At 39.8% G+C, this 20882-nt stretch carries 18 protein-coding genes; 12 read left to right on the top strand and 6 right to left on the bottom strand.

Going from position 1 to position 20882, the window contains the following annotated elements; translation table 11 throughout:
• Nucleotides 1-43: 43 nt before the first annotated feature.
• Both cobO and M1F14_RS13725 read right to left on the bottom strand, forming a co-directional pair.
• Nucleotides 44-634, bottom strand: a complete 591-nt coding sequence (cobO, locus tag M1F14_RS13720; RefSeq protein WP_042843668.1) for a cob(I)yrinic acid a,c-diamide adenosyltransferase — start codon at nucleotides 632-634, stop codon at nucleotides 44-46.
• 6 nt (nucleotides 635-640) lie between these two features.
• Nucleotides 641-1405 carry a YciK family oxidoreductase gene (locus tag M1F14_RS13725; RefSeq protein ID WP_042843669.1) on the bottom strand — a complete coding sequence of 255 codons (765 nt, stop codon included), beginning with the start codon at nucleotides 1403-1405 and terminating at the stop codon, nucleotides 641-643.
• Between the two features lie 179 nt (nucleotides 1406-1584).
• On the opposite strand from M1F14_RS13725, the gene sohB reads away from it, so the two are divergent.
• Nucleotides 1585-2631, top strand: coding sequence for a protease SohB (sohB, locus tag M1F14_RS13730; protein ID WP_131680776.1), 1047 nt, complete (start codon nucleotides 1585-1587; stop codon nucleotides 2629-2631).
• Nucleotides 2632-2726: 95 nt separating this feature from the next.
• Here the strand turns inward: sohB and M1F14_RS13735 are convergent, their stop codons facing one another.
• On the bottom strand, nucleotides 2727-2984 hold the full coding sequence (locus M1F14_RS13735; protein ID WP_042843671.1) for a DUF2498 family protein: 258 nt from the start codon (nucleotides 2982-2984) through the stop codon (nucleotides 2727-2729).
• A gap of 289 nt (nucleotides 2985-3273) precedes the next feature.
• Here M1F14_RS13735 and topA point away from each other — a divergent pair, with 289 nt between their 5' ends.
• Nucleotides 3274-5880 (top strand): type I DNA topoisomerase, encoded by a 2607-nt coding sequence (gene topA, locus M1F14_RS13740; RefSeq protein ID WP_042843673.1) that lies wholly within the window; start codon nucleotides 3274-3276, stop codon nucleotides 5878-5880.
• A 277-nt stretch (nucleotides 5881-6157) separates the two neighbouring features.
• A complete protein-coding gene (gene sodC, locus M1F14_RS13745; protein ID WP_042843675.1) occupies nucleotides 6158-6682 on the top strand; it encodes a superoxide dismutase family protein in 525 nt (174 codons plus the stop codon).
• A 213-nt stretch (nucleotides 6683-6895) separates the two neighbouring features.
• Here sodC and M1F14_RS13750 read toward each other — a convergent pair whose 3' ends face one another.
• Entirely contained in the window at nucleotides 6896-8929 is a 2034-nt protein-coding gene (locus M1F14_RS13750) for a M13 family metallopeptidase (protein ID WP_048607255.1), read from the bottom strand.
• A 314-nt stretch (nucleotides 8930-9243) separates the two neighbouring features.
• On the opposite strand from M1F14_RS13750, the gene cysB reads away from it, so the two are divergent.
• From cysB to M1F14_RS13770, 4 genes are all read left to right on the top strand, one after another.
• Nucleotides 9244-10218 carry an HTH-type transcriptional regulator CysB gene (cysB, locus tag M1F14_RS13755; RefSeq protein ID WP_042843677.1) on the top strand — a complete coding sequence of 325 codons (975 nt, stop codon included), beginning with the start codon at nucleotides 9244-9246 and terminating at the stop codon, nucleotides 10216-10218.
• A gap of 299 nt (nucleotides 10219-10517) precedes the next feature.
• On the top strand, nucleotides 10518-13190 hold the full coding sequence (gene acnA, locus M1F14_RS13760; protein WP_129465951.1) for an aconitate hydratase AcnA: 2673 nt from the start codon (nucleotides 10518-10520) through the stop codon (nucleotides 13188-13190).
• 284 nt (nucleotides 13191-13474) lie between these two features.
• Nucleotides 13475-13918 carry a hypothetical protein gene (locus M1F14_RS13765; protein ID WP_042843679.1) on the top strand — a complete coding sequence of 148 codons (444 nt, stop codon included), beginning with the start codon at nucleotides 13475-13477 and terminating at the stop codon, nucleotides 13916-13918.
• 253 nt (nucleotides 13919-14171) lie between these two features.
• Complete coding sequence (locus M1F14_RS13770; RefSeq protein ID WP_048607249.1) at nucleotides 14172-15266, top strand: hypothetical protein; 1095 nt, start codon at nucleotides 14172-14174, stop codon at nucleotides 15264-15266.
• 118 nt (nucleotides 15267-15384) lie between these two features.
• Here M1F14_RS13770 and hemB read toward each other — a convergent pair whose 3' ends face one another.
• Together hemB and ribA are read right to left on the bottom strand one after the other, a co-directional pair.
• Nucleotides 15385-16335 (bottom strand): porphobilinogen synthase, encoded by a 951-nt coding sequence (gene hemB, locus M1F14_RS13775; RefSeq protein WP_405127785.1) that lies wholly within the window; start codon nucleotides 16333-16335, stop codon nucleotides 15385-15387.
• Between the two features lie 223 nt (nucleotides 16336-16558).
• A complete protein-coding gene (ribA, locus tag M1F14_RS13780) occupies nucleotides 16559-17155 on the bottom strand; it encodes a GTP cyclohydrolase II (RefSeq protein WP_042844326.1) in 597 nt (198 codons plus the stop codon).
• A gap of 216 nt (nucleotides 17156-17371) precedes the next feature.
• On the opposite strand from ribA, the gene M1F14_RS13785 reads away from it, so the two are divergent.
• The 5 genes from M1F14_RS13785 to yciH all read left to right on the top strand — a co-directional run bounded on the left by M1F14_RS13785 (nucleotide 17372) and on the right by yciH (nucleotide 20844).
• Nucleotides 17372-18094, top strand: a complete 723-nt coding sequence (locus tag M1F14_RS13785; RefSeq protein ID WP_181468499.1) for a phosphatase PAP2 family protein — start codon at nucleotides 17372-17374, stop codon at nucleotides 18092-18094.
• A 158-nt stretch (nucleotides 18095-18252) separates the two neighbouring features.
• Entirely contained in the window at nucleotides 18253-18570 is a 318-nt protein-coding gene (locus M1F14_RS13790) for a LapA family protein (RefSeq protein WP_042843684.1), read from the top strand.
• A gap of 6 nt (nucleotides 18571-18576) precedes the next feature.
• A complete protein-coding gene (gene lapB / locus M1F14_RS13795) occupies nucleotides 18577-19749 on the top strand; it encodes a lipopolysaccharide assembly protein LapB (RefSeq protein WP_042843685.1) in 1173 nt (390 codons plus the stop codon).
• Nucleotides 19750-19795: 46 nt separating this feature from the next.
• Nucleotides 19796-20521: an orotidine-5'-phosphate decarboxylase gene (gene pyrF, locus M1F14_RS13800; protein WP_048607244.1), complete on the top strand. Its 726-nt coding sequence runs from the start codon at nucleotides 19796-19798 to the stop codon at nucleotides 20519-20521.
• Nucleotides 20518-20844 carry a stress response translation initiation inhibitor YciH gene (gene yciH, locus M1F14_RS13805; protein ID WP_042843687.1) on the top strand — a complete coding sequence of 109 codons (327 nt, stop codon included), beginning with the start codon at nucleotides 20518-20520 and terminating at the stop codon, nucleotides 20842-20844. The genes pyrF and yciH overlap by 4 nt, the downstream gene beginning before the upstream one ends.
• Nucleotides 20845-20882 lie beyond the last annotated feature (38 nt).

Below are 20882 nucleotides of genomic sequence, written 5' to 3' on the forward strand. Positions count from 1 at the left end.
AGCCCAAAAAATGATTGGACTATGACCATTTAAATATTACAAATTACCAGTCAATTCCTTTTTGTGCTTTAATCCCTGCATCAAACGCATGTTTGATAGGCCGCATTTCAGTTACTGTATCAGCCAATTCTAACAAAAAGCGATGACAAGCCCTGCCAGTGATAATAACTGACTGGTTTTCTGGGCGGCTTTGTAGTGCTTGGGTGACTTCATTTAGATCAAGGTAGTGGTAGCTCACCATATAAGTTAGCTCGTCTAGAACCACCAAATCGTATTGTGGGTCACTGAGTAATTGTTTGGCATGTTGCCATGTCTCAAGGCAGGCAAGGGTGTCTGTTTCTTTATTTTGGGTTTCCCATGTAAACCCAGTGGACATCACGTAAAAAGGTACGCCTTGTGGTTCTAATAGCTCGCGTTCGCCATTATCCCAACTACCTTTGATAAATTGTATGACACCCGCTTTTTTACCATGCCCAATTGCGCGGCAAACAGTACCAAAAGCAGCGGTCGTTTTACCTTTACCGTTCCCTGTGAAAATAATTAATATTCCACGTTCAATTTGCGCCGCTTCAATGCGCGCATCCACCTTGTCTTTCAAACGTTGTTGACGTTCTTCGTGTCGGCTTTGAGACATAAATTATTACTCCGCTGCACCAGCCTTACGACCTGGTTGTGCATCATAACTTTCCCCTGTTTTACGGAGGCTATCATCACCCATTAAATAAATATAAATAGGCATAATATCAGCAGGGGTTTTCAGTTTAAGAGGGTTTTCTTCTGGGAAAGCACTTGCACGCATGCTAGTTCTTGTTCCTCCAGGATTAATACAGTTTACACGAAGATTACTTTGTTTATATTCTTCTGCTAAAACTTGCATTAAACCTTCAGTCGCAAATTTTGATACGGCATAAGCACCCCAGCCAGCACGCCCTTGTTTACCAACACTTGAGCTAGTAAAGACTAATGAGGCATTAGGTGCGCGAAGTAGCAGAGGAAGTAATGCTTGGGTTAACATAAAGGTAGCATTGACATTAATTTGCATGACATCATGCCAAAGGTCAGTCGGCTGCTCAGTGATTGGTGCAACCACACCGAGCATCCCTGCGTTATGTAAAACACCATCTAAATAGGGTTTTGTATCAGAAATTTTTGCAGCCAATGCATGGCAGTCATCGATAGTAGCAGTGAGTAAATCTAATACATAGCAAGGGGATTTCTTCCCAGATAAAGCGGCGATTTCGTCGCTAACGGTTTCTAACTTGTGCTGTGTTCTACCAACTAGGATTAAGGATGCACCAAAACGTGCGTAAGTGAGAGCGGCTTCGCGACCAATACCATCACCGGCACCGGTTACGAGTATGGTTTTTCCTTTCAGTAGGTCTTGTCGAGGTTGATATAGGAGCATATTCTTTCCTATCATTATGTTTAACATGTATTCTTATCATCGCATTGATTACGATTATTGGCTAATCTAACACAGATATCTACTAATTATATTGTGTTAATGACTGTTTTTTTCTGGTTGTTTACTGACAATCGTGAGATTATTTTTGTATTGAAGATAAATATCAGAAGGATCAAGTTGTGGAGTATTTCTCTTTGTATGGGTTATTTTTAGCAAAAGTCATAACAATCCTTGTGGCTGTTGTTTTGCTAGCTGTTTTTGTGTTTGGTGTTGGTATGCGCCGTCAAGGTACAAAAGGGGCATTAAAAATCACTGATTTAGGTGAAAGCTATCGTGAACGCCAGCGCCAAATGCAGCAAGTAAAAATGAATGAATCAGAACATAAGGTCTGGCTGAAAGCATTTAAAAAACAGCAGAAAGTTAAATCAAAAAGTGAGAAAACTGGGGCAAAACTGGGGCAAACCGGCGTTAAAAAACCGTGTTTATATGTCTTAGACTTTAAAGGTAGTATGGATGCGAGAGAAGTTTCTTCTTTACGAGAAGAAATCAGTGCAATCCTTGCCGTTGCTGACCAGCAAGATGAAGTTTTGTTAAGGTTAGAAAGCCCTGGTGGGATGGTGCATGGTTATGGTTTAGCTGCCTCGCAATTATTAAGGCTAAAAGAAAAAAATATTTCACTGACCATTGCTGTTGATAAGGTTGCTGCAAGTGGTGGCTATATGATGGCCTGTATTGCTGACAAAATTATTGCTGCACCATTTTCTATCATTGGGTCAATTGGTGTTGTTGCACAAATACCTAATATTCACCGTTTACTCAAAAAACACGATGTAGATGTTGAGTTGCACACTGCTGGTGAATATAAACGAACGCTAACCATGCTTGGTGAAAATACGGAGCAGGGGCGTAAGAAATTTGTGGAAGACTTAAATTCAACTCATGAATTATTTAAGCAGTTTGTACATCAAAATCGTCCTACCTTAGACATAACATCTGTGGCTACTGGTGAGTATTGGTATGGTTCACAAGCCATAGATAAGGGCTTGGTTGATAAAATCGGTGTGAGTGATGATGTCATTATTAACGCTATAGACACCAAAGAAGTGGTGAGTATTCGTTATGTATTAAACAAAAAAATGATGGATAAATTTATGGGGAGTGCGGCAAATAGTGTTGATAAATTGTTACTCCGCTGGTGGCAACGAGGCCAAAAGCCATTATTATAATTTTAACTGTAACCTCGTAAATAAATCATTTTAGTCCTAAAATTAATTACCGGCCTTAATCGCCGGTAATTTTTATTAAATAGCTTAATAGTTAACTAATTGTTATTACTTAGTTGGTATTGTTCAGATAGAACATGAGCTAGGTGTTTGTACATATTAAAAGCAGCCGTACTTTTTAATGTGGGAATATTATTTTCATCTAGAAAAAATTCCCCTTTAAACACAAAAGTACCCCGATGTTGCTCAACAGCGTTGACAAACATGCCATGAATATAGTCATCATGTTTCTTTATGATATCATTAGCTTTTTCAAGTAACTCTTCTTTTGTAATGATTGGTAGATTATCTTGCATAACATGGCTTCCTTGAAAAAATAATTGGTTGCTTCTAGCATTTTATCAGGTAGAGTGTGTGTTTTTCAATGACAGCTAAACACATTTATTTGGTTAAAATCAGTGAACTAGAAGACTTTGTGTTCTTTTAGAATAACGTGACTGAGTTTATAAGTTTTGTTTCAGCACAAATAATTGTTTAAAAAATTATTGATATATTGTGATTGTGTCGCAATATAAAAAAGAGATTCTCATTTTGCGCATTTTAATGTAGAAATGCGCCATTGTTGATATTTAGGTAAAGGTAAATATGGGTAAAGCTCTTGTTATAGTGGAGTCCCCGGCAAAGGCCAAAACGATCAATAAGTATCTTGGCAGTGGCTACGTTGTGAAAAGCAGCGTTGGCCACATTCGTGATCTGCCGAAAAGCGGCTCTGGTTCACAAACCGGCTCACAAAAGAGTACAGGCTCATCTACCGACAAAACAAAGAAAGTTAAAAAAGATCCTCGTGATGCGTTAGTCAAGCGTATGGGGATTGATCCTTACCATGGTTGGGAAGCGAATTATCAAATTCTGCCAGGCAAGGAAAAAGTTGTTTCTGAACTGAAATCACTGGCAGAAGATGCTGATCATATCTACCTAGCAACGGACTTGGACCGTGAAGGGGAAGCTATCGCATGGCATCTGCGTGAGGTGATAGGTGGTGATGAATCTCGTTTTAGTCGAGTTGTGTTTAATGAAATTACAAAGAATGCCATCACACAAGCTTTTGATAGCCCTGGTGAATTAAATATTGATAGGGTTAATGCGCAGCAGGCTCGTCGTTTCATGGACCGTGTTGTGGGTTATATGGTCTCACCACTTTTGTGGAAAAAAGTGGCTCGTGGCTTATCTGCCGGTCGTGTTCAATCAGTCGCAGTGAAACTGATTGTTGAGCGTGAAAGGGAAATTAAAGCGTTTGTTCCTGAAGAATATTGGGAATTACACGCTGATTTAGCGGATAAAGACATTGCAAATTTACGCATGGAAGTTACGTCGCAATCTGGTAAATCGTTCAAGCCTGTTAATAAAGCGCAAACTACAGCGGCGGTAAAATTGCTTGAAAAAGCACGCTTTGAGGTTATTGACCGCGAAGACCGTCCAACCTCGAGTAAACCGAGTGCGCCTTATATTACTTCAACCTTGCAGCAAGCAGCGAGTACGCGCTTAGGCTTTGGGGTGAAGAAAACCATGATGATGGCACAGCGCCTGTATGAAGCTGGTTACATCACCTATATGCGTACCGACTCAACTAACTTGAGTCAAGATGCATTAGATATGGTTCGTGGCTATATTAATGACAACTTTGGCGCGAAATACCTGCCTAAAGATGCCAACGTATATAGCAGCAAAGATAATTCTCAAGAAGCGCACGAAGCTATCCGTCCTTCTAGTGTTGATGTGTTACCTGATTCACTAAAAGATATGGAAAATGACGCCAAAAGATTGTACCAATTAATTTGGAACCAATTTGTTGCATGTCAAATGACGCCTGCGAAATATGACTCTACGACCTTAACAGTGAAAGCGGGAGAGTTTGAACTGAAAGCCAAAGGGCGTACGTTACGTTTTGATGGTTGGACGAAAGTGATGCCTGCGCTGCGCAAAAACGATGAAGATAAAACGTTGCCACCTATCCAAGTAGGCACAGAACTATCATTAATCGAATTATTGCCTAGCCAGCACTTCACCAAGCCACCAGCGCGTTTTAGTGAGGCATCATTAGTTAAAGAATTAGAAAAACGGGGAATTGGTCGTCCTTCTACCTATGCAGCCATAATCTCGACTATTCAAGATAGGGGTTATGTTAAAGTAGAAAATCGCCGTTTTTACGCGGAAAAAATGGGTGAAATTGTTACTGATCGTTTAGAAGAAAACTTCAACGATTTGATGAACTACGATTTTACCGCACGTATGGAAAATCAGCTCGACCATGTTGCTAATCATGAGGCGGAATGGAAAGCGGTTCTCGATGAGTTTTTCTCTGACTTTAGTACGCAACTCGATGTTGCTGAAAAAGATCCAGAAGAAGGGGGAATGCGCACTAATCCGATGGTTATTACATCAATAACCTGTCCTGATTGTGAGCGGCATATGGGCATCCGCACAGCGTCAACAGGGGTATTCCTTGGTTGTAGCGGTTATGCATTACCACCGAAAGAGCGTTGTAAGAAAACGATCAATTTAATCCCTGAAGATGAAGTTCTTAACGTGCTTGAAGGGGATGATGCGGAAACTAACGCGCTAAGAGCTAAGCGTCGTTGCCCGAAATGTGGCACTGCGATGGATAGCTATTTGATTGATAACCAGCGTAAATTACATGTGTGCGGTAATAACCCTGCGTGTGAAGGTTATGAAATCGAAGAAGGTGAGTTCCGTATTAAAGGCTATGATGGCCCAGTTATTGAGTGTGACAAATGTGGTTCTGAAATGCACCTGAAAATGGGGCGTTTTGGTAAATACATGGGCTGCACCAATGAAGAGTGTAAAAACACACGTAAAATTTTAAGAAGTGGTGAAGTTGCACCGCCGAAAGAAGATCCAGTGCCACTACCGGAATTGCCGTGTGAAAAATCAGATGCTTACTTTGTATTGCGTGATGGCGCAGCTGGGGTATTCCTTGCCGCGAATACTTTCCCTAAATCTAGGGAAACTCGTGCGCCTCTAGTGGCTGAGCTACAACGCTTTAAAGACCGTCTGCCTGAAAAATTAGCCTATTTAGCAGAAGCGCCTGCTGAAGATGGTGAAGGTAATCCAACTGTTGTGCGTTTTAGTCGTAAGACTAAACAGCAGTATGTTTCTTCCGAAAAGAACGGAAAAGCAACGGGTTGGAGTGCTTTTTATGTTGATGGTAAATGGGTCGTCAAAGAAAAGTAACAGGTTACTTTTACGTTAAAAAATCAAAGCCAGTCAGAAATGACTGGCTTTGTTATTTAGAGGTGAATACCGATCTTTGGCCTTATTGAATGGCACTATTGTGATATAACCACCAATTATTAACTAAACTCAAATACAGCACCAAAGCGATAACAGATTTGTGCTAACTTAGATATTGTCATTAATAATGATGATTAAAACAGTACAATTCTTATCTTATGAATGTATTAAGGTAAGTCGATGGAATGATAGATAAACGTTATCCACCGGAGGCAAAATGAAGTTAAAAATGTGTTTACTGGCTGCATTATTTACTGCGGGCACTGCGTATGCGGCTCAATCTACCGTAGTATTAAAAGAGGCAACGCCGACTGGCGATGGTAAAGCAATAGGTGAGGTTGTTATCACAGAAACAGAATACGGATTACTGTTTACTCCTAAATTAGCTGGCTTGCAAGCGGGAGTTCATGGCTTCCACGTCCATGAAAACCCAAGTTGTGAACCCGCAGACAAAGATGGCAAATCTGTCCCTGCATTAAAAGCTGGTGGTCATCTAGACCCTGCAAAAACCGGGGTTCATAAAGGCCCATACGATAATAGCGGTCACTTAGGTGACTTACCCGGTTTAGTTGCTGATAGCCAAGGCAATGCAAACTATGCGGTATTAGCACCACGCTTAAAATCACTGAAAGATGTCCAAGAAAGAGCTCTCATGGTGCATGTTGGTGGTGATAACTATTCTGACAACCCTGAAGCTTTAGGTGGCGGCGGGGCGAGGATGGCTTGCGGCGTTATTAAATAATATTCGTTATATTTCGAGCTGTGGCGTTGTTGGCTACGGTTGTTAACCCTAATCACATACTTTTTGTTATGCTCTTAGGGCTTACAGCATTTGCTCGCTAGTCACAACTCGAATTATTTAGCGTATTTTAGTGAAAAGATAGAACCTTGTTTTCGGTTTAGATGAAGGTTAGAAAAATAAGGCCCGGGTAGTATCCCGAACCTTATTTTTGTATTACCAAATACGAATACGTTGTTCTGGCGCTAAATACAGCGCACTATCTTTATCAACACCGAAAGTTTGGTACCAATCATCAATATTTCGTACCACGCCATTTGCACGGAACTGGTTAGGGCTATGTGGGTCTGTCATAATTTTGTTACGTTCAGACTCTTTATTTGACAGTTCTTGCCATGTACGCGCCCAAGCAATAAAGAAACGTTGTAACCCTGTTGTTCCATCAATAATAGGGGCTTCTCCATTCGGGTAATTTTCTTTAACGAATTGTTTATAAGCACTTAAGGCAATATTGAGCCCGCCAAGGTCGCCAATATTTTCGCCTAATGTGAGTTGCCCATTAACATTTAAATCGTCAACAGCAAAACCATTATATTGTTCAACAAGCTTCTCAGTTTTTTGTTTAAAATGCTCTTTTGCGCTATCGCTCCACCAATTGCGTAACTGGCCAGTACCATCATATAAGCTGCCTTGGTCATCAAAGCCATGTCCCATCTCATGACCAATAACTGCCCCGATGGCACCATAGTTATAAGCAGGGTCAACATTTGGGTCAAAGAATGGCGCTTGTAAAATTGCAGCAGGGAACACTATCTCATTTTGTACAGGGTTAAAATAGGCATTAACCGTTTGCGGTGTCATGCCCCATTCCCATTTACGCACTGGTTGGCCAATTTTGCTGATCATATCATCGTATGACCATGCTAGAACCTGTTTGTAATTCTCTAAGAGGGTATTTGGGTTTAAGTTGATTGTACTAAAGTCATTCCATTGGTCAGGATAGCCGACTTTTACTGTGAATTGTTCTAGTTTTTTTAATGCTTCTTGGCGAGTGGTGTCATCCATCCAGTCATTATCCTTCAGGCGCTCATTAAATGTTCCCCTGACATAACTGACGAGATCTTTAATTTTTTCTTTGGACTGTGGATCAAAGTATTTTTCGACATAAATTTGACCCAATGGCTCACCTTGTAGGGAATTAACTGTTTGTAGTGCGCGTTCTTGGCGAGTTCTTTGTTTCTCTACGCCATTGAGTTTTTTTGAGTAAAAATCAAACTGGGCATCAGCAACGGTTTTATTTAAATAGCGAGCATGCTCACTAATATATTGAAAAGTTAAATAGTCTTTTAATGTTGAAATAGGCGTATCTGCGAAAATTTTTGCTGTTTGTTCAACAGCGCTGTCTGTTTCCACAATGACTTTTTCAAGTTGTTTATCCGTTAATTTTCTACTGCTAATAAATGCACCCCAATCAAAACCTTGGGTATATTTTTTCATTTCATCAAGGGACATCGCATGGTAATTTTTTAGAGTATCACGGCGTGCCTCAGGGCTCCAATGAACGGTGGCAAGAGACTTTTCTAAGTCAAAAATCTTCTGTGCTTTTTGCTCAACACCTGTTTCACCTGCTAACTTCAACATTGTCCCGATATAAGCAATATAACTTTGGCGAATATCTTTCATTTGAGGGGTATCCTCAAGGTAATAATTTCGATTAGGCAACCCTAACCCGCCTTGACCAAGATATAACACGTAAGTATCAGGAGCCTTTGCATCTAAATCGACCCAATAGGAAATCAGTGATTTATAGTCAGGCTGAGTCATTAACGCACTTATTTCATTATGATCTTTAGCTTTTTTGATGGCGTCTAAGTCATGTTGTATTGGGCTGAGACCTGATTTTTCGATGGCTTCCTCATTAAGGTAGCTGAGATATAAATTACGAATATTACGTTGATTATGACTCAATGAGTTTTCTGGTATTTTTTGTAACTCATCAATAATAGATTGGGTCTGTTTTTCGGTGTTCAAATACACGTCAACAAAAGAGTTTATACGTGGCATACCTGTTGGAATTTTGGCTTTGCTTATCCAATCCTCATTTACATAGCGGTAAAAGTCATTCCCTGGGTTGATTGAATCAGATAGGACAATTTTTTGTTGCCCATAAGAGACTTCTTTTGCCAGCAATTGGGGGGCAAAAGAAATAGTAGACATACCAATAATTAAAGCCAAAATATTTATACGCATGTAGCAACCTCTCTTCGTTGAGAATATTGATTTTCACTATTACTCATTAATATTGGTAATGCAGTGGAAATCTTTCCAGTTTGATTTTATCTATTGAATCACATTATGAAATTAAATTAACCCGTCTTTGCAATTTCTTACGACCCTAATGATAGAAGTAAGGTATAGATGAAATTTTATCATCATACTGTTTATTCTTGTTTGAATAATGTTATATTAGTTATATCAAATTGGTTATATATATCTTTTGGTTATAACTAATATTATTTAGCTATAGTGAAAGCCACATAATTAAGCAAGAGGTAGACTGAAATATGAAATTGCAGCAATTACGTTATATTGTTGAGGTCGTTAACCATGACTTAAATGTCTCCTCGACTGCGGAGGGGCTTTTTACTTCACAGCCAGGGATCAGTAAGCAAGTAAGGATGCTTGAAGATGAGTTAGGGATTCAAATTTTTGCCCGCAGTGGTAAACACTTAACTCACGTAACCCCAGCAGGGGAAGAAGTTATACGTATTTCTCGTGAGGTATTGTCTAAGATAGAGGCAATCCGGTCGGTGGCAGGGGAACATACCTATCCTGATAGAGGGAGTTTGAGTATTGCAACCACACATACTCAAGCACGTTATGCATTACCGCCGGTAATCAAAGGTTTTATAGAGCGTTATCCCCATGTTTCTTTGCATATGCAACAAGGCTCACCGACACAAATTGCAGAGGAAGTTTGTAAGGGGAATAGTGATTTTGCTATCGCGACGGAAGCATTGCATTTGTATAGTGACTTAATAATGTTGCCGTGTTACCACTGGAACCGTTGTGTTGTGGTACAAAAAGACCATCCATTAGCCGCGAAAAAAAATGTCACTATTGAGGATATAGCCCAATACCAAATTGTGACTTACACCCATGGCTTTACAGGGCGTTCAGAGCTCGATGTTGCATTTCAAAAAGTCGGCATAGAACCAAAAATTATTTTTACTGCTACGGATGCAGACGTTATTAAAACTTATGTAAGGTTAGGTCTAGGGATCGGAATTATTGCCAGTATGGCTGTTGACCCAATTAGTGACAGTGATTTAGTTGTTATTGATATGCGCGATAAATTTAGCTATAGCACAACAAAAATTGGTTTTAAACGAACCACATTTCTTCGTAGCTATATGTATGATTTTATTTGGCGTTTTGCACCTCACTTAACGCGTGATGTCGTCGATAAAGCAGTCGCATTAAGGCATAATGAGGATATCGAAGAATTCTTTAAAGATATGAAGTTGCCGATTATTTAATTCTTTACTGTAGCTAGGGGGATGGTTACTAATAGCGCTATCTACCTAGCTACAATTTGCTATTCAAGAAGGCTAGTCACTTTATTTTACCTACGCAACTGTTCACTGACCATATATTTTCAATGTATCAATTTCCCTTCTTAACTTAAATTTCCTATGATAAATAGATAGGAATTCAAAATTTGGCACAAAATCTATAAATCAAATTTCTAAAGCAACTATGATTACAATTGGTTAACAAAAAAATAAGGGCGGTAGCTAATACCTATCGTTATAGTTATAAAAACCAAGGAGGAGTTATGTCGTTGAGCCTAAAATCAGACAGTGCTTCCATGCTCACTGTTGGAAACAAGCAGTATCATTACTTCAGCTTAGCACGTGCTGCTAAAAAACTTGGTGACGGTTCTAAGTTACCTAAATCTTTAAAAGTCCTACTTGAGAATCTACTGCGTCATATTGATGGAACCTCGGTGGTAGAACAAGACTTACAAGCGATTATTGATTGGCAAAAAAAGGGGCACGCAGACAGGGAAATTGCTTACCGACCTGCTCGTGTACTCATGCAAGACTTTACGGGTGTTCCCGCAGTTGTTGACCTTGCGGCGATGCGTGAAGCCGTTAAGTCTCTTGGGGGGAATGTTGAACAAGTAAATCCATTATCTCCGGTAGATTTAGTCATTGACCACTCTGTTATGGTGGATGAATTTGCCACACAATCTGCATTTGGTGAAAACGTCGAAATTGAAATGAAACGTAATCATGAACGTTATCTATTTTTGCGTTGGGGCCAAAAGGCTTTTAATCGATTCCGAGTGGTTCCACCAGGTACGGGGATCTGCCACCAAGTTAACTTAGAATATTTAGGTAAAGCGGTTTGGTACGAACAAATTGACGGTCAGTTATACGCTTATCCTGATACCTTAGTAGGAACTGACTCCCATACTACGATGATCAACGGGCTAGGTGTACTTGGCTGGGGTGTGGGTGGGATTGAAGCAGAAGCTGCTATGTTAGGTCAGCCAGTTTCGATGCTGATCCCTGATGTCGTGGGCTTTAAATTAACAGGGAAATTATCCGAAGGGATCACTGCGACAGACCTAGTGCTGACGGTAACACAAATGCTACGTAAACATGGTGTTGTCGGTAAATTTGTTGAATTTTATGGTGATGGGTTAGCCGATTTGCCGTTAGCGGATAGAGCGACCATTGCGAATATGTCACCGGAGTACGGGGCAACATGTGGTTTTTTCCCTATTGATGACATTACATTGTCATATATGCGGTTAACCGGCCGTAGCGATGATGAAGTCGCGCTGGTGGAAGCATATAGTAAAGAGCAAGGCTTATGGCGTCACGTTGGTGATGAACCAATTTTCACCAGTACGCTAGAACTTGATATGTCGACAGTTGAATCTAGCCTTGCTGGGCCTAAACGTCCACAAGACAGAGTTGAGCTAAGCCAAGTCCCTAAAGCTTTTCGCGGTGCAGTTGAATTAGAAGTTAATAAGAAAGAAAAAAATGCACAACCGACAGTGAAATATCAAAATAAGACTTTTGAACTCACAGATGGGGCGGTTGTGATTGCCGCAATCACATCATGTACTAATACATCTAATCCAAGCGTATTAATGGCCGCAGGGTTACTAGCGAAAAAAGCGGTTGAAAAAGGGTTAATGCGCCAGCCTTGGGTGAAAACCTCATTAGCACCAGGTTCTAAAGTTGTTACTGACTATCTGGCCGTCGCGGGCTTAACCCCTTATCTTGATAAATTAGGTTTTAACCTTGTCGGTTATGGTTGTACGACTTGTATTGGTAATTCAGGGCCATTACCAGAACCGATAGAAGATGCGATTAAGCAAACAGACTTAACTGTTGGGGCGGTGCTGTCAGGTAACCGTAACTTTGAGGGGCGTATTCATCCATTAGTGAAAACTAACTGGCTAGCATCACCGCCTTTGGTAGTCGCGTATGCATTAGCGGGGAATATGAATATTAACTTGAAGAATGAGCCACTAGGTGTAGATAAGCAGGGCAATGATGTCTATCTGAAAGATATTTGGCCTTCTAGTGTTGAAATTGCTCAGGCAGTGCAGCAAGTTAAAACGGATATGTTCCGTAAAGAATACAATGCGGTATTTGACGGTGATGAGGCTTGGCGTGCATTAGAAGTTGAAAGTTCATCAACCTACCATTGGCAGGCAGATTCAACCTATATTCGCCATCCACCCTTTTTTGAAGGGATGTCAGTTCAACCCGCACCAATCAAAGATATTCATGGTGCAAATATTTTAGCTATCCTTGGCGATTCAGTTACAACAGATCATATTTCACCTGCGGGTAACATCAAAAAAGAGAGCCCTGCAGGACGTTATTTGCAAGAGCATGGTGTTGCGGTTGCGGATTTTAACTCTTACGGGTCACGTCGTGGTAACCATGAGGTGATGATGAGAGGGACATTTGCAAACATTCGTATTCGTAATGAAATGGTGCCAGGGGTTGAGGGTGGCTACACATTGCATATCCCAACAGGGCAGCAAATGGCGATTTATGATGCAGCGATGTTATATCAACAAGACAAACGTCCATTGGCTATCATTGCGGGTAAAGAGTATGGTTCGGGCTCTAGCCGTGACTGGGCAGCTAAAGGGACCAATTTGTTAGGTGTTAGGGTTGTGATTGCTGAGTCGTATGAGCGTATTCATCGCTCTAACTTAATTGGAATGGGGGTTGTTCCTTTAGAGTTTAAAGATGGCGAGTCCCGTAAAACACTAGGGTTAAAAGGTGATGAGCGTATTGATGTTAATGGTCTACAGTCACTTGTGCCAGGGCAAGACATTGTCGTTAAAATTACTTACGGCAATGGTGAGGTAAAGGACGTTACCATGCGCTGTCGTATTGATACCTCGACAGAAATGGATTATTACCGTCATGGCGGTATTTTACATTATGTAATAAGACAAATGTTACACTAACTTTTACTGCAATAACGTCTGCATGGTTCGCCCAGCAGACGTTTTTTTTAAATATATTATCTTGTTTATTAATCTTGTTCTTTCTCAATTTTTTCGTTTCGATTCTGGGCTATGGTAATAAATAGATGACCAATTAAAGGGGAATACGATTATCATTATTGCTTAAGAATAGGGTGTAGTTCGCTATAAATCAGTTTCTTTGTTGAAAATAATATAAATGTAATCGCTTCTGCATCAACCATACAGTGATTGAACTTATCGAAAACACTATAAAGGAAATAAATATGGCAGATATCAATGAAACCGATTTCTATAAAGGGGCATTGTGGGCAGCAGACATTTTATTGACGACTTCTCATTTTGATGGGGCAAATGAAGAGGTTCGTGACATTTTAGAGCATATCCCTAATTTATATTCTATCGTTATGAGAACACCAGAAACGGAAGTGCATGACTTACGTTTGTACGCGGATAAAGAATTTCCACTCGGTTTAAATGCAGATTATACCGCTATCACCATTGCTCCATTAAAAGATTATTTTGATATTTTACCAATGCCTGATCAAGACCCTAAGAGTATTAGCTTTGAGGTCGAGTATTGGGGAGTGGTCGCAGAAACGTCCTCAGGGAAACAGGATTTATTGATTGCGGGCTTGTTAACACCAGAAGAAGCGCAGAGATATGCACAAGGGTTATCGAAACAGCTAGAGTTACAGCTTGAAAAATAATCGATTGAAAGTGTTTTGGACTTTTTCTGTTTATTTATTCTTCTAAAATGACCAAAAACGGCAATGCTGTGTTTATATACAGTGTTGCTGTGTGTGGCATTATAAGAGGCTTCCATATTGTCATTCTGATATATTCCGAAGAAATAATAATTTTTCAAAATAAGTGAATTGTCTCATGTTTGTTAGGTAAATATTCTTGAGGGTGCAATGCATCTGTAAAAATATCATTTACTTAATAAAGGAACATAATATTATGGCAACGATAAGCCAACCCCAGCGTTTTATTAACGCACTCAATAAATTAGAGGTGTCAAGTAAGGTATCAAAAAAACCGCTCAATGAACTGAATAAGTTAGTCGGTAATATTGCAAAGATCACTAATAGTACTGATAGCTCCGAATTTAATAGACTGATGAGTGGCGGGACGGAGGTGTTTGAATCCCGCATAGATAAACTTATCACGAAACTTAATTCACAAAACTCAGGCATGCTTCAAGAGAAGAGTACAAAATTAAATTTTGTCAAAACAACGCTTTTAGCATCAATAGGTGCAAAAGAGAAATGCACATTAGAAACAAAAAAATCGAATTTGATAGAAAAATATAATAATACAAAGAATGAACTTAACGGACTTAAAAATGACATTATCAAGACTGAAGAAAAAATAAATAAGAAGAAATTAGAAATTAAATTTCTCAAAACGCCTGATGCTGTTTCTTTACTGGCTGAGGATCATCAAGGGCTAGTTACTGAAAAAATAGCAGCGGCAATTGAAAACTATAATAAAGGCATTAAGCAACTTGATACGGGTATTGAAAATAACAAAAATAAATCACTAACTAAAAGAAACGAGCTGGTTAAAAAAATTCCTGATATAGGAGATTCATTAGATAAGGCGATAAAGGGAGAAATGTTTAAGGTAGAGAATAGTCGTTTTGTCGGGGAGATAAAGACTACATGGAAAAGCTATCTAACCAGTGATTCCTTTGCGATGAAAAAATTTGGTTTCGAGTTAAAGGACGGACACAAAGAGTTTTCAGGAAAAACCAAGGTTCCAAATCTCGAGGGTCGCAATTTTATGGAAAACGTACAACAATATTTTGTAGCATTAGATAAAATCCAAGAATTACAAAACAAAAAGAATGAACTCAGTACAGAACATGAAAATAAAATTCAGAATTATAGTAAAGAATTGAATGTTTCAGTGCAAAATTACGTACAGGAAAAAATGAATTCATGTACAACTAGCTTAAATAAATTGCAAACTGAGTTAGATAAGCAGAATAAAACAAAAGATATGTATCAAAATCAGCTTGCTGGATTAGGAACAAGCATTACAAGTAATTAAGAGCAACAAAAGGGACTACAACAGTATTCTCGTTAGTCATTAATTGGGTAGGACCTAAATATAAATAGGGTATAGATGGCAACAAATAACCTTGTTGCCATCTATAGACTGATGAAAATTATAACGCCTTGTCTTCGGCTAATTGCAGGGCGAAGTAACTAAAAATTAAGTCAGCTCCTGCACGTTTAATAGAACCTAACGTTTCGAGTGCCACGCGAGTTTCATCAATTGCTCCTGCTTGAGCTGCAAATTTAATTTGAGCGTATTCCCCACTCACTTGGTAAGCCCCAATCGGTAATTGGGTATGTTCACGCAAGTCACGGATGATATCTAAATACGCTCCTGCAGGCTTAATCATTAATGCATCAGCACCTTCACGCTCATCAATTAATGACTCATGTAACGCTTCACGGCGATTCATTGGGTTCATTTGGTAGGTTTTTCTATCACCTTTTAAGCAAGAACCTGCGGCGTCACGAAAAGGGCCATATAATGCGGAAGCAAACTTTGTTGAGTAAGACATAATTGCTGTATCCGTAAAGCCGGCGGCATCAAGAGCTTGACGAATAGCGGCTACCTGACCATCCATTGCTGCGGATGGAGCAATAAAATCAGCACCAGCCCGTGCAGCTGCAACAGCTTGTAACCCTAAGTTATGGATAGTTGCATCATTATCTACAATATGGTCATGCATCACACCACAGTGACCATGTGAGGTATATTCACAGAAACAGGTGTCTGACATAACAATCATCTCAGGTACCGTTTCTTTACAAATTCGGGACATTCGCGCAACAAGGCCATTTTCTTGCCATGCATCGCTACCATTATCATCAAGGTGATGAGAAACGCCAAAAGTCATCACAGATTTAATACCTGCATTGGCAATCCGCTCAATTTCATAAGCAAGACGTTTTTCAGGAATACGCATCACGCCGGGCATACTGGCAATCGGCATATAATCATCAAGTTCTTCTTCAACGAAAATAGGTAGACATAAGTCATTAATAGTTAACTGAGTTTCTTGGAATAAAGTGCGGAGCTTTTCTGTTTTACGCAGTCTTCTCATGCGTTGAATGGTTGGCAGGTTGTTCACAATATCTCCTTGTTGTTTGAAAAACAAACTTAAATGATTAAGCGTATTTATCAAGGTAATAATATTGCTAACAGTATAAACCTTATAGAAAGAAAGTGAATATAGCAGTTAATAAATGCAACCATCAGGGTTGTTATATTCGGTGAAAATTTAAAAAGGTATAAGGAAGAGCGTGACGCTCTTCCTGTGAGGGGGGCTATTGGTGCTTAAACAACATATGACCCATTTTTTGTGCTTTTACATCCAAGTAATGCTCATTACTAGGGTTGCGCCCAACAATAAGTGGTACACGTTCAATAACGTTAATACCCGCATCACGCATCTTTTCGATTTTTTGTGGGTTGTTGGTCAATAAACGGACTTCGTTAATACCGAGTAATTTATACATATCAGAACATAAGGTAAAATCACGTTCGTCAGCTTTAAAGCCTAATTTGATATTTGCCTCAACGGTATCAAGACCTTGATCTTGTAAAGCATAAGCACGGATTTTATTTAGTAAGCCAATATTTCGTCCTTCTTGACGATGGTAAAGTAATACCCCTCGGCCTTCTTTACTAATCTGAGAAAGCGCGGCTTCTAATTGAAAACCACAATCGCAGCGTAGACTAAATAGCGCATCTCCTGTTAAACATTCGGAATGGATCCGGCTAAGTACCGGCTCATTTCCAGAGATATCGCCAAAAATTAACGCTACATGATCACGACCAGTTGCTATTTCTTCAAAACCTACCATTAAGAATTCACCGAAAGGTGTGGGTAGCTTTGCCTCGGCAACACGTTTTAGCTGCATATTTTCATTCATTAGTTAAAGTAACTCTTGCTTAATTAATAACGTTTATCGATATAAAGTACAGTGAGTATAATGTATCGACGATATATGACGTTTAGCATATAGAGGTTGGTTTTCTTTGCACACTACCAATGGTGTATTACTATAACAGAGTTAATAATGGGTGAATGTAATATTTATTGATTTAGTTAGATTTATATTTATGGAATGCATTAAATGAGAAAAACTATTTTGGTCGTTTGTGCTTTTGCGCTGTTGTTGATTATTCCACCCATGTTAATGATTATGGCGGGCTGGCATTGGTCACCAGAAAACCAATCAGGCGTCGGTAAATGGTTACTATGGTTAACTAATTCTGCTGGCGCTCCATACAGCATTTTGACTTCTTTATTATTTATCGGGGCTGTCATTTTCGCGTTTCGTACAGAGAAAACGCATCTGCTAAAAGTTTTACTGGTTGTTATTAGTGTGATCTTACTTCAACAAGGGGTAAAAACCCTGCTAAAAAATTCGTTTAAAGAGCCACGGCCTTATGTGGCCTGGTTAGCAACTGAACATCATATTCCAACAACCGAATTTTATGATTTAAAAAGGTCTGAGCGGGCAGCATTAGTTAAAAATACCGTTAAGCAGGATAACTCTGTTGCTAAATGGCAACGTAAGCATTGGCAAGCTGAAACAGGGTATTCATTTCCATCAGGGCACATGTTATTTGCTGCTGGTTGGGCTTTATTGCTGATTGCTCTTTTTTGGCAGCAACGTCTGTATATATTAGCGATAGGCCTCGCTGTTTGGGCGGAAGGTATCGCATTTAGTCGTATGCTATTAGGAATGCACTGGCCAATTGACATTATTGCTTCAGTAGTCATCAGCGCTAGCTTTGCAATATTAGGGTACGGGGTATTGCAATTTCGTTGGTTTAGAAGCAAAGCAGACTAATCTTTCAGCAAGCAGTGATAGCAAGCAGTGAGAGATAGGGTATTTTTAGGTTGAATTAAGCGTTGTATAAAATAAATTACTTTGTCTGAATGCGCTGGAAATGCTACCTTATCAGGTAGATATTATTGAATGAATAAGAACTGATAACGGGAAAAAATGTGAAATACTTTCTGATTTTATTACTAGCTGTCGCATTTTTTATTATTTCGATTACGCTAGGTTCAAGCAATGATCAGGTTATTACATTTAACTACCTGATTGCAAAAGGGGATTTCTCATTATCGACCCTGCTTGCATCACTTTTTGGTGTCGGTTTTGTGCTAGGCTGGTTGGTGTGTGCGGTATTCTATCTGCGCATGGTGGTTAGTCTAAAAAATGCACGTCGTAAAATTAGACGTTTAGAATCACAATTAGGTGCTGGAGAAAGTAATATTTCTGACTCAACCTCATTAGTGACGGCTCAGAACAAGGAATAATCCTGTATGTTCGAGTTGCTGTTTCTGCTGCTACCAGTCGCTGCTGCTTATGGTTGGTACATGGGGCGCAGAAGTGCTCAACAAGATAAGCAACAACATGCGAATCGCTTGTCACGTGATTATGTGACAGGCGTGAACTTTCTATTATCTAATCAACAAGATAAAGCTGTCGATTTATTCCTCGATATGCTAAAAAATGAAGATAGCTCCGCTTTTGAAGCCCACCTTACTCTCGGTAATTTATTTCGTTCACGCGGGGAAGTTGAACGCGCCATTCGTATTCACCAATCGCTGGTGGAAAGTGCGGCGTTATCTTTTGAACAGCGTCTTTTGGCAACTCAGCAACTTGGTCGTGATTATATGGCGGCGGGGGTTTATGACCGTGCTGAAAGCATGTTCCAGCAACTCACTGATGAGGTGGATTTCAAACTCAGTGCATTACAATCGCTTTTAAATATTTATCAATTAACGAGTGATTGGACAAATGCCATTGAGGCCGCCGGTAAATTGGTAAAGTTAGGTCATAATGAATTACGTGAACAGATTGCACATTTTTACTGTGAGTTAGCGACTCAACAATTAGCCAGTGATGACCTTGACGATGCCCTTACATTATTAAATAAAGCAGAACAAGCGGATAAAAACTGTGCTCGTGTCTCAATAATGAAAGGGCGGTTATTTATTGAGCAAGGTAATTATGATAAAGCAATTAATGTGCTAAAACAGGTCTATGAACAAGATAGAGAACTTGTTGCAGATACTCTTCCTTTACTTTATGACTGTTATCAACATACAGGGCAATCTAATGAATGGGAGAATTACCTTCGTCAATGTGTTGCGGGTAATTCAGGTGCAATTGCCGAACTCTATCTTGCAGATATTATCGTTGAACAACAAAATCATGAAGCTGCGGCGAGTTACATTAATGACCAAATTCAACGTCACCCAACCATGCGCTTATTCTATCGCTTAATGGACTACCATTTACAAGAAGCTGAAGAAGGTCGAGCAAAAGAAAGCTTGATCTTATTACGTAAAATGGTCGGGGAACAAATTCGTACAAAACCGGATTATCGCTGCCATAAATGCGGTTTCACTTCGCACTCATTATATTGGCATTGCCCATCTTGTCGCTCTTGGGACACAATAAAACCAATTCGCGGGTTAGATGGGCAGTGACAGCGTCACTTTTTTCAAATAAATATGACTTTTTAAAGGCTAAGAAATGATTTCCTCAACTGAGAACCAGACATATTCGCCAATCATTGTGGCACTTGATTATGAAGATGCTAACGCAGCTTTGGCGTTTGTTGAGCGCTTAGATCCTCGTGATTGCCGCTTAAAAGTAGGCAAAGAAATGTTCACTTTTAATGGTCCTCAATTTGTTAAATCGCTCCATGAGCGTGGTTTTGATGTTTTTTTAGATTTAAAATTCCATGATATTCCGAATACCGTTGCTCGTGCTGTAGCTGCTGCTGCAGAAATGGGGGTATGGATGGTAAATGTTCATGCTGGTGGCGGTGCTCGAATGATGGAAGCTGCCCGCCAAGCACTTGAGGTCTATGGGAAAGAGGCACCGTTGTTGACGGCTGTGACCGTGTTAACCAGTATGGATGAGTCTGACTTAGTGGGTGTGGGTATTAACGTATCTCCTGCTATACATGCAGAACGATTGGCTTTGCTCACTAAAGAATGTGGTCTTGATGGTGTGGTTTGTTCCGCCCATGAAGCACAACGACTGAAAACATTATGCGGCTCTGACTTTAAATTAGTCACCCCAGGTATCCGTCCTGCTGGGAGTGAGGTTGGTGATCAGCGTCGTATTATGACGCCGCAAGATGCAATAAAAGCAGGGGTAGATTATATGGTTATTGGCCGGCCTATAACGCGTAGTGAAAACCCCGCATTGACCTTACAGCAAATCAATCAATCTATTAAAGGTTTAGTATGAGTGAACACAACAGCCGATTGGTCTACAGTACAGATGTAGGGCGTATAGCAGAAGAAAAACCACAAATCGAAAGGCCCAAAGGTGATGGAGTGGTAAGGATACGCCGTGAGACTTCTGGACGTAAAGGGAAAGGGGTTTGTGTGATCACTGGAACTGATCTTGACGATACTGAACTAAATAAACTGGCTGCAGAACTTAAAAAAAAATGCGGCTGTGGTGGTGCAGTAAAAGAGGGTAATATCGAAATTCAAGGTGATAAGCGCGATGTGATAAAACAACACCTCGAAGCCAAAGGTTTTCAAGTTAAATTAGCGGGTGGCTAAAGCCATAAAATAGCGCTCGTAAAGAGCGCTATTTAAAA

It is taken from the genome of Providencia sp. PROV003, assembly GCF_045040775.1.
GTDB lineage: Bacteria > Pseudomonadota > Gammaproteobacteria > Enterobacterales > Enterobacteriaceae > Providencia > Providencia huashanensis.

Bases quoted from the DNA above. Each gene is read 5' to 3' on its own strand.
- M1F14_RS13725 (WP_042843669.1), bottom strand. From the start codon at position 1,405: ATGCTCCTATATCAACCTCGACAAGACCTACTGAAAGGAAAAACCATA.
- cobO (WP_042843668.1), bottom strand. From the start codon at position 634: ATGTCTCAAAGCCGACACGAAGAACGTCAACAACGTTTGAAAGACAAG.
- M1F14_RS13735 (WP_042843671.1), bottom strand. From the start codon at position 2,984: ATGCAAGATAATCTACCAATCATTACAAAAGAAGAGTTACTTGAAAAA.
- topA (WP_042843673.1), top strand. From the start codon at position 3,274: ATGGGTAAAGCTCTTGTTATAGTGGAGTCCCCGGCAAAGGCCAAAACG.
- pyrF (WP_048607244.1), top strand. From the start codon at position 19,796: ATGATTTCCTCAACTGAGAACCAGACATATTCGCCAATCATTGTGGCA.
- ribA (WP_042844326.1), bottom strand. From the start codon at position 17,155: ATGCAGCTAAAACGTGTTGCCGAGGCAAAGCTACCCACACCTTTCGGT.
- M1F14_RS13785 (WP_181468499.1), top strand. From the start codon at position 17,372: ATGAGAAAAACTATTTTGGTCGTTTGTGCTTTTGCGCTGTTGTTGATT.
- sodC (WP_042843675.1), top strand. From the start codon at position 6,158: ATGAAGTTAAAAATGTGTTTACTGGCTGCATTATTTACTGCGGGCACT.
- lapB (WP_042843685.1), top strand. From the start codon at position 18,577: ATGTTCGAGTTGCTGTTTCTGCTGCTACCAGTCGCTGCTGCTTATGGT.
- yciH (WP_042843687.1), top strand. From the start codon at position 20,518: ATGAGTGAACACAACAGCCGATTGGTCTACAGTACAGATGTAGGGCGT.
- hemB (WP_405127785.1), bottom strand. From the start codon at position 16,335: ATGAGAAGACTGCGTAAAACAGAAAAGCTCCGCACTTTATTCCAAGAA.
- M1F14_RS13770 (WP_048607249.1), top strand. From the start codon at position 14,172: ATGGCAACGATAAGCCAACCCCAGCGTTTTATTAACGCACTCAATAAA.
- M1F14_RS13765 (WP_042843679.1), top strand. From the start codon at position 13,475: ATGGCAGATATCAATGAAACCGATTTCTATAAAGGGGCATTGTGGGCA.
- acnA (WP_129465951.1), top strand. From the start codon at position 10,518: ATGTCGTTGAGCCTAAAATCAGACAGTGCTTCCATGCTCACTGTTGGA.
- cysB (WP_042843677.1), top strand. From the start codon at position 9,244: ATGAAATTGCAGCAATTACGTTATATTGTTGAGGTCGTTAACCATGAC.
- M1F14_RS13750 (WP_048607255.1), bottom strand. From the start codon at position 8,929: ATGCGTATAAATATTTTGGCTTTAATTATTGGTATGTCTACTATTTCT.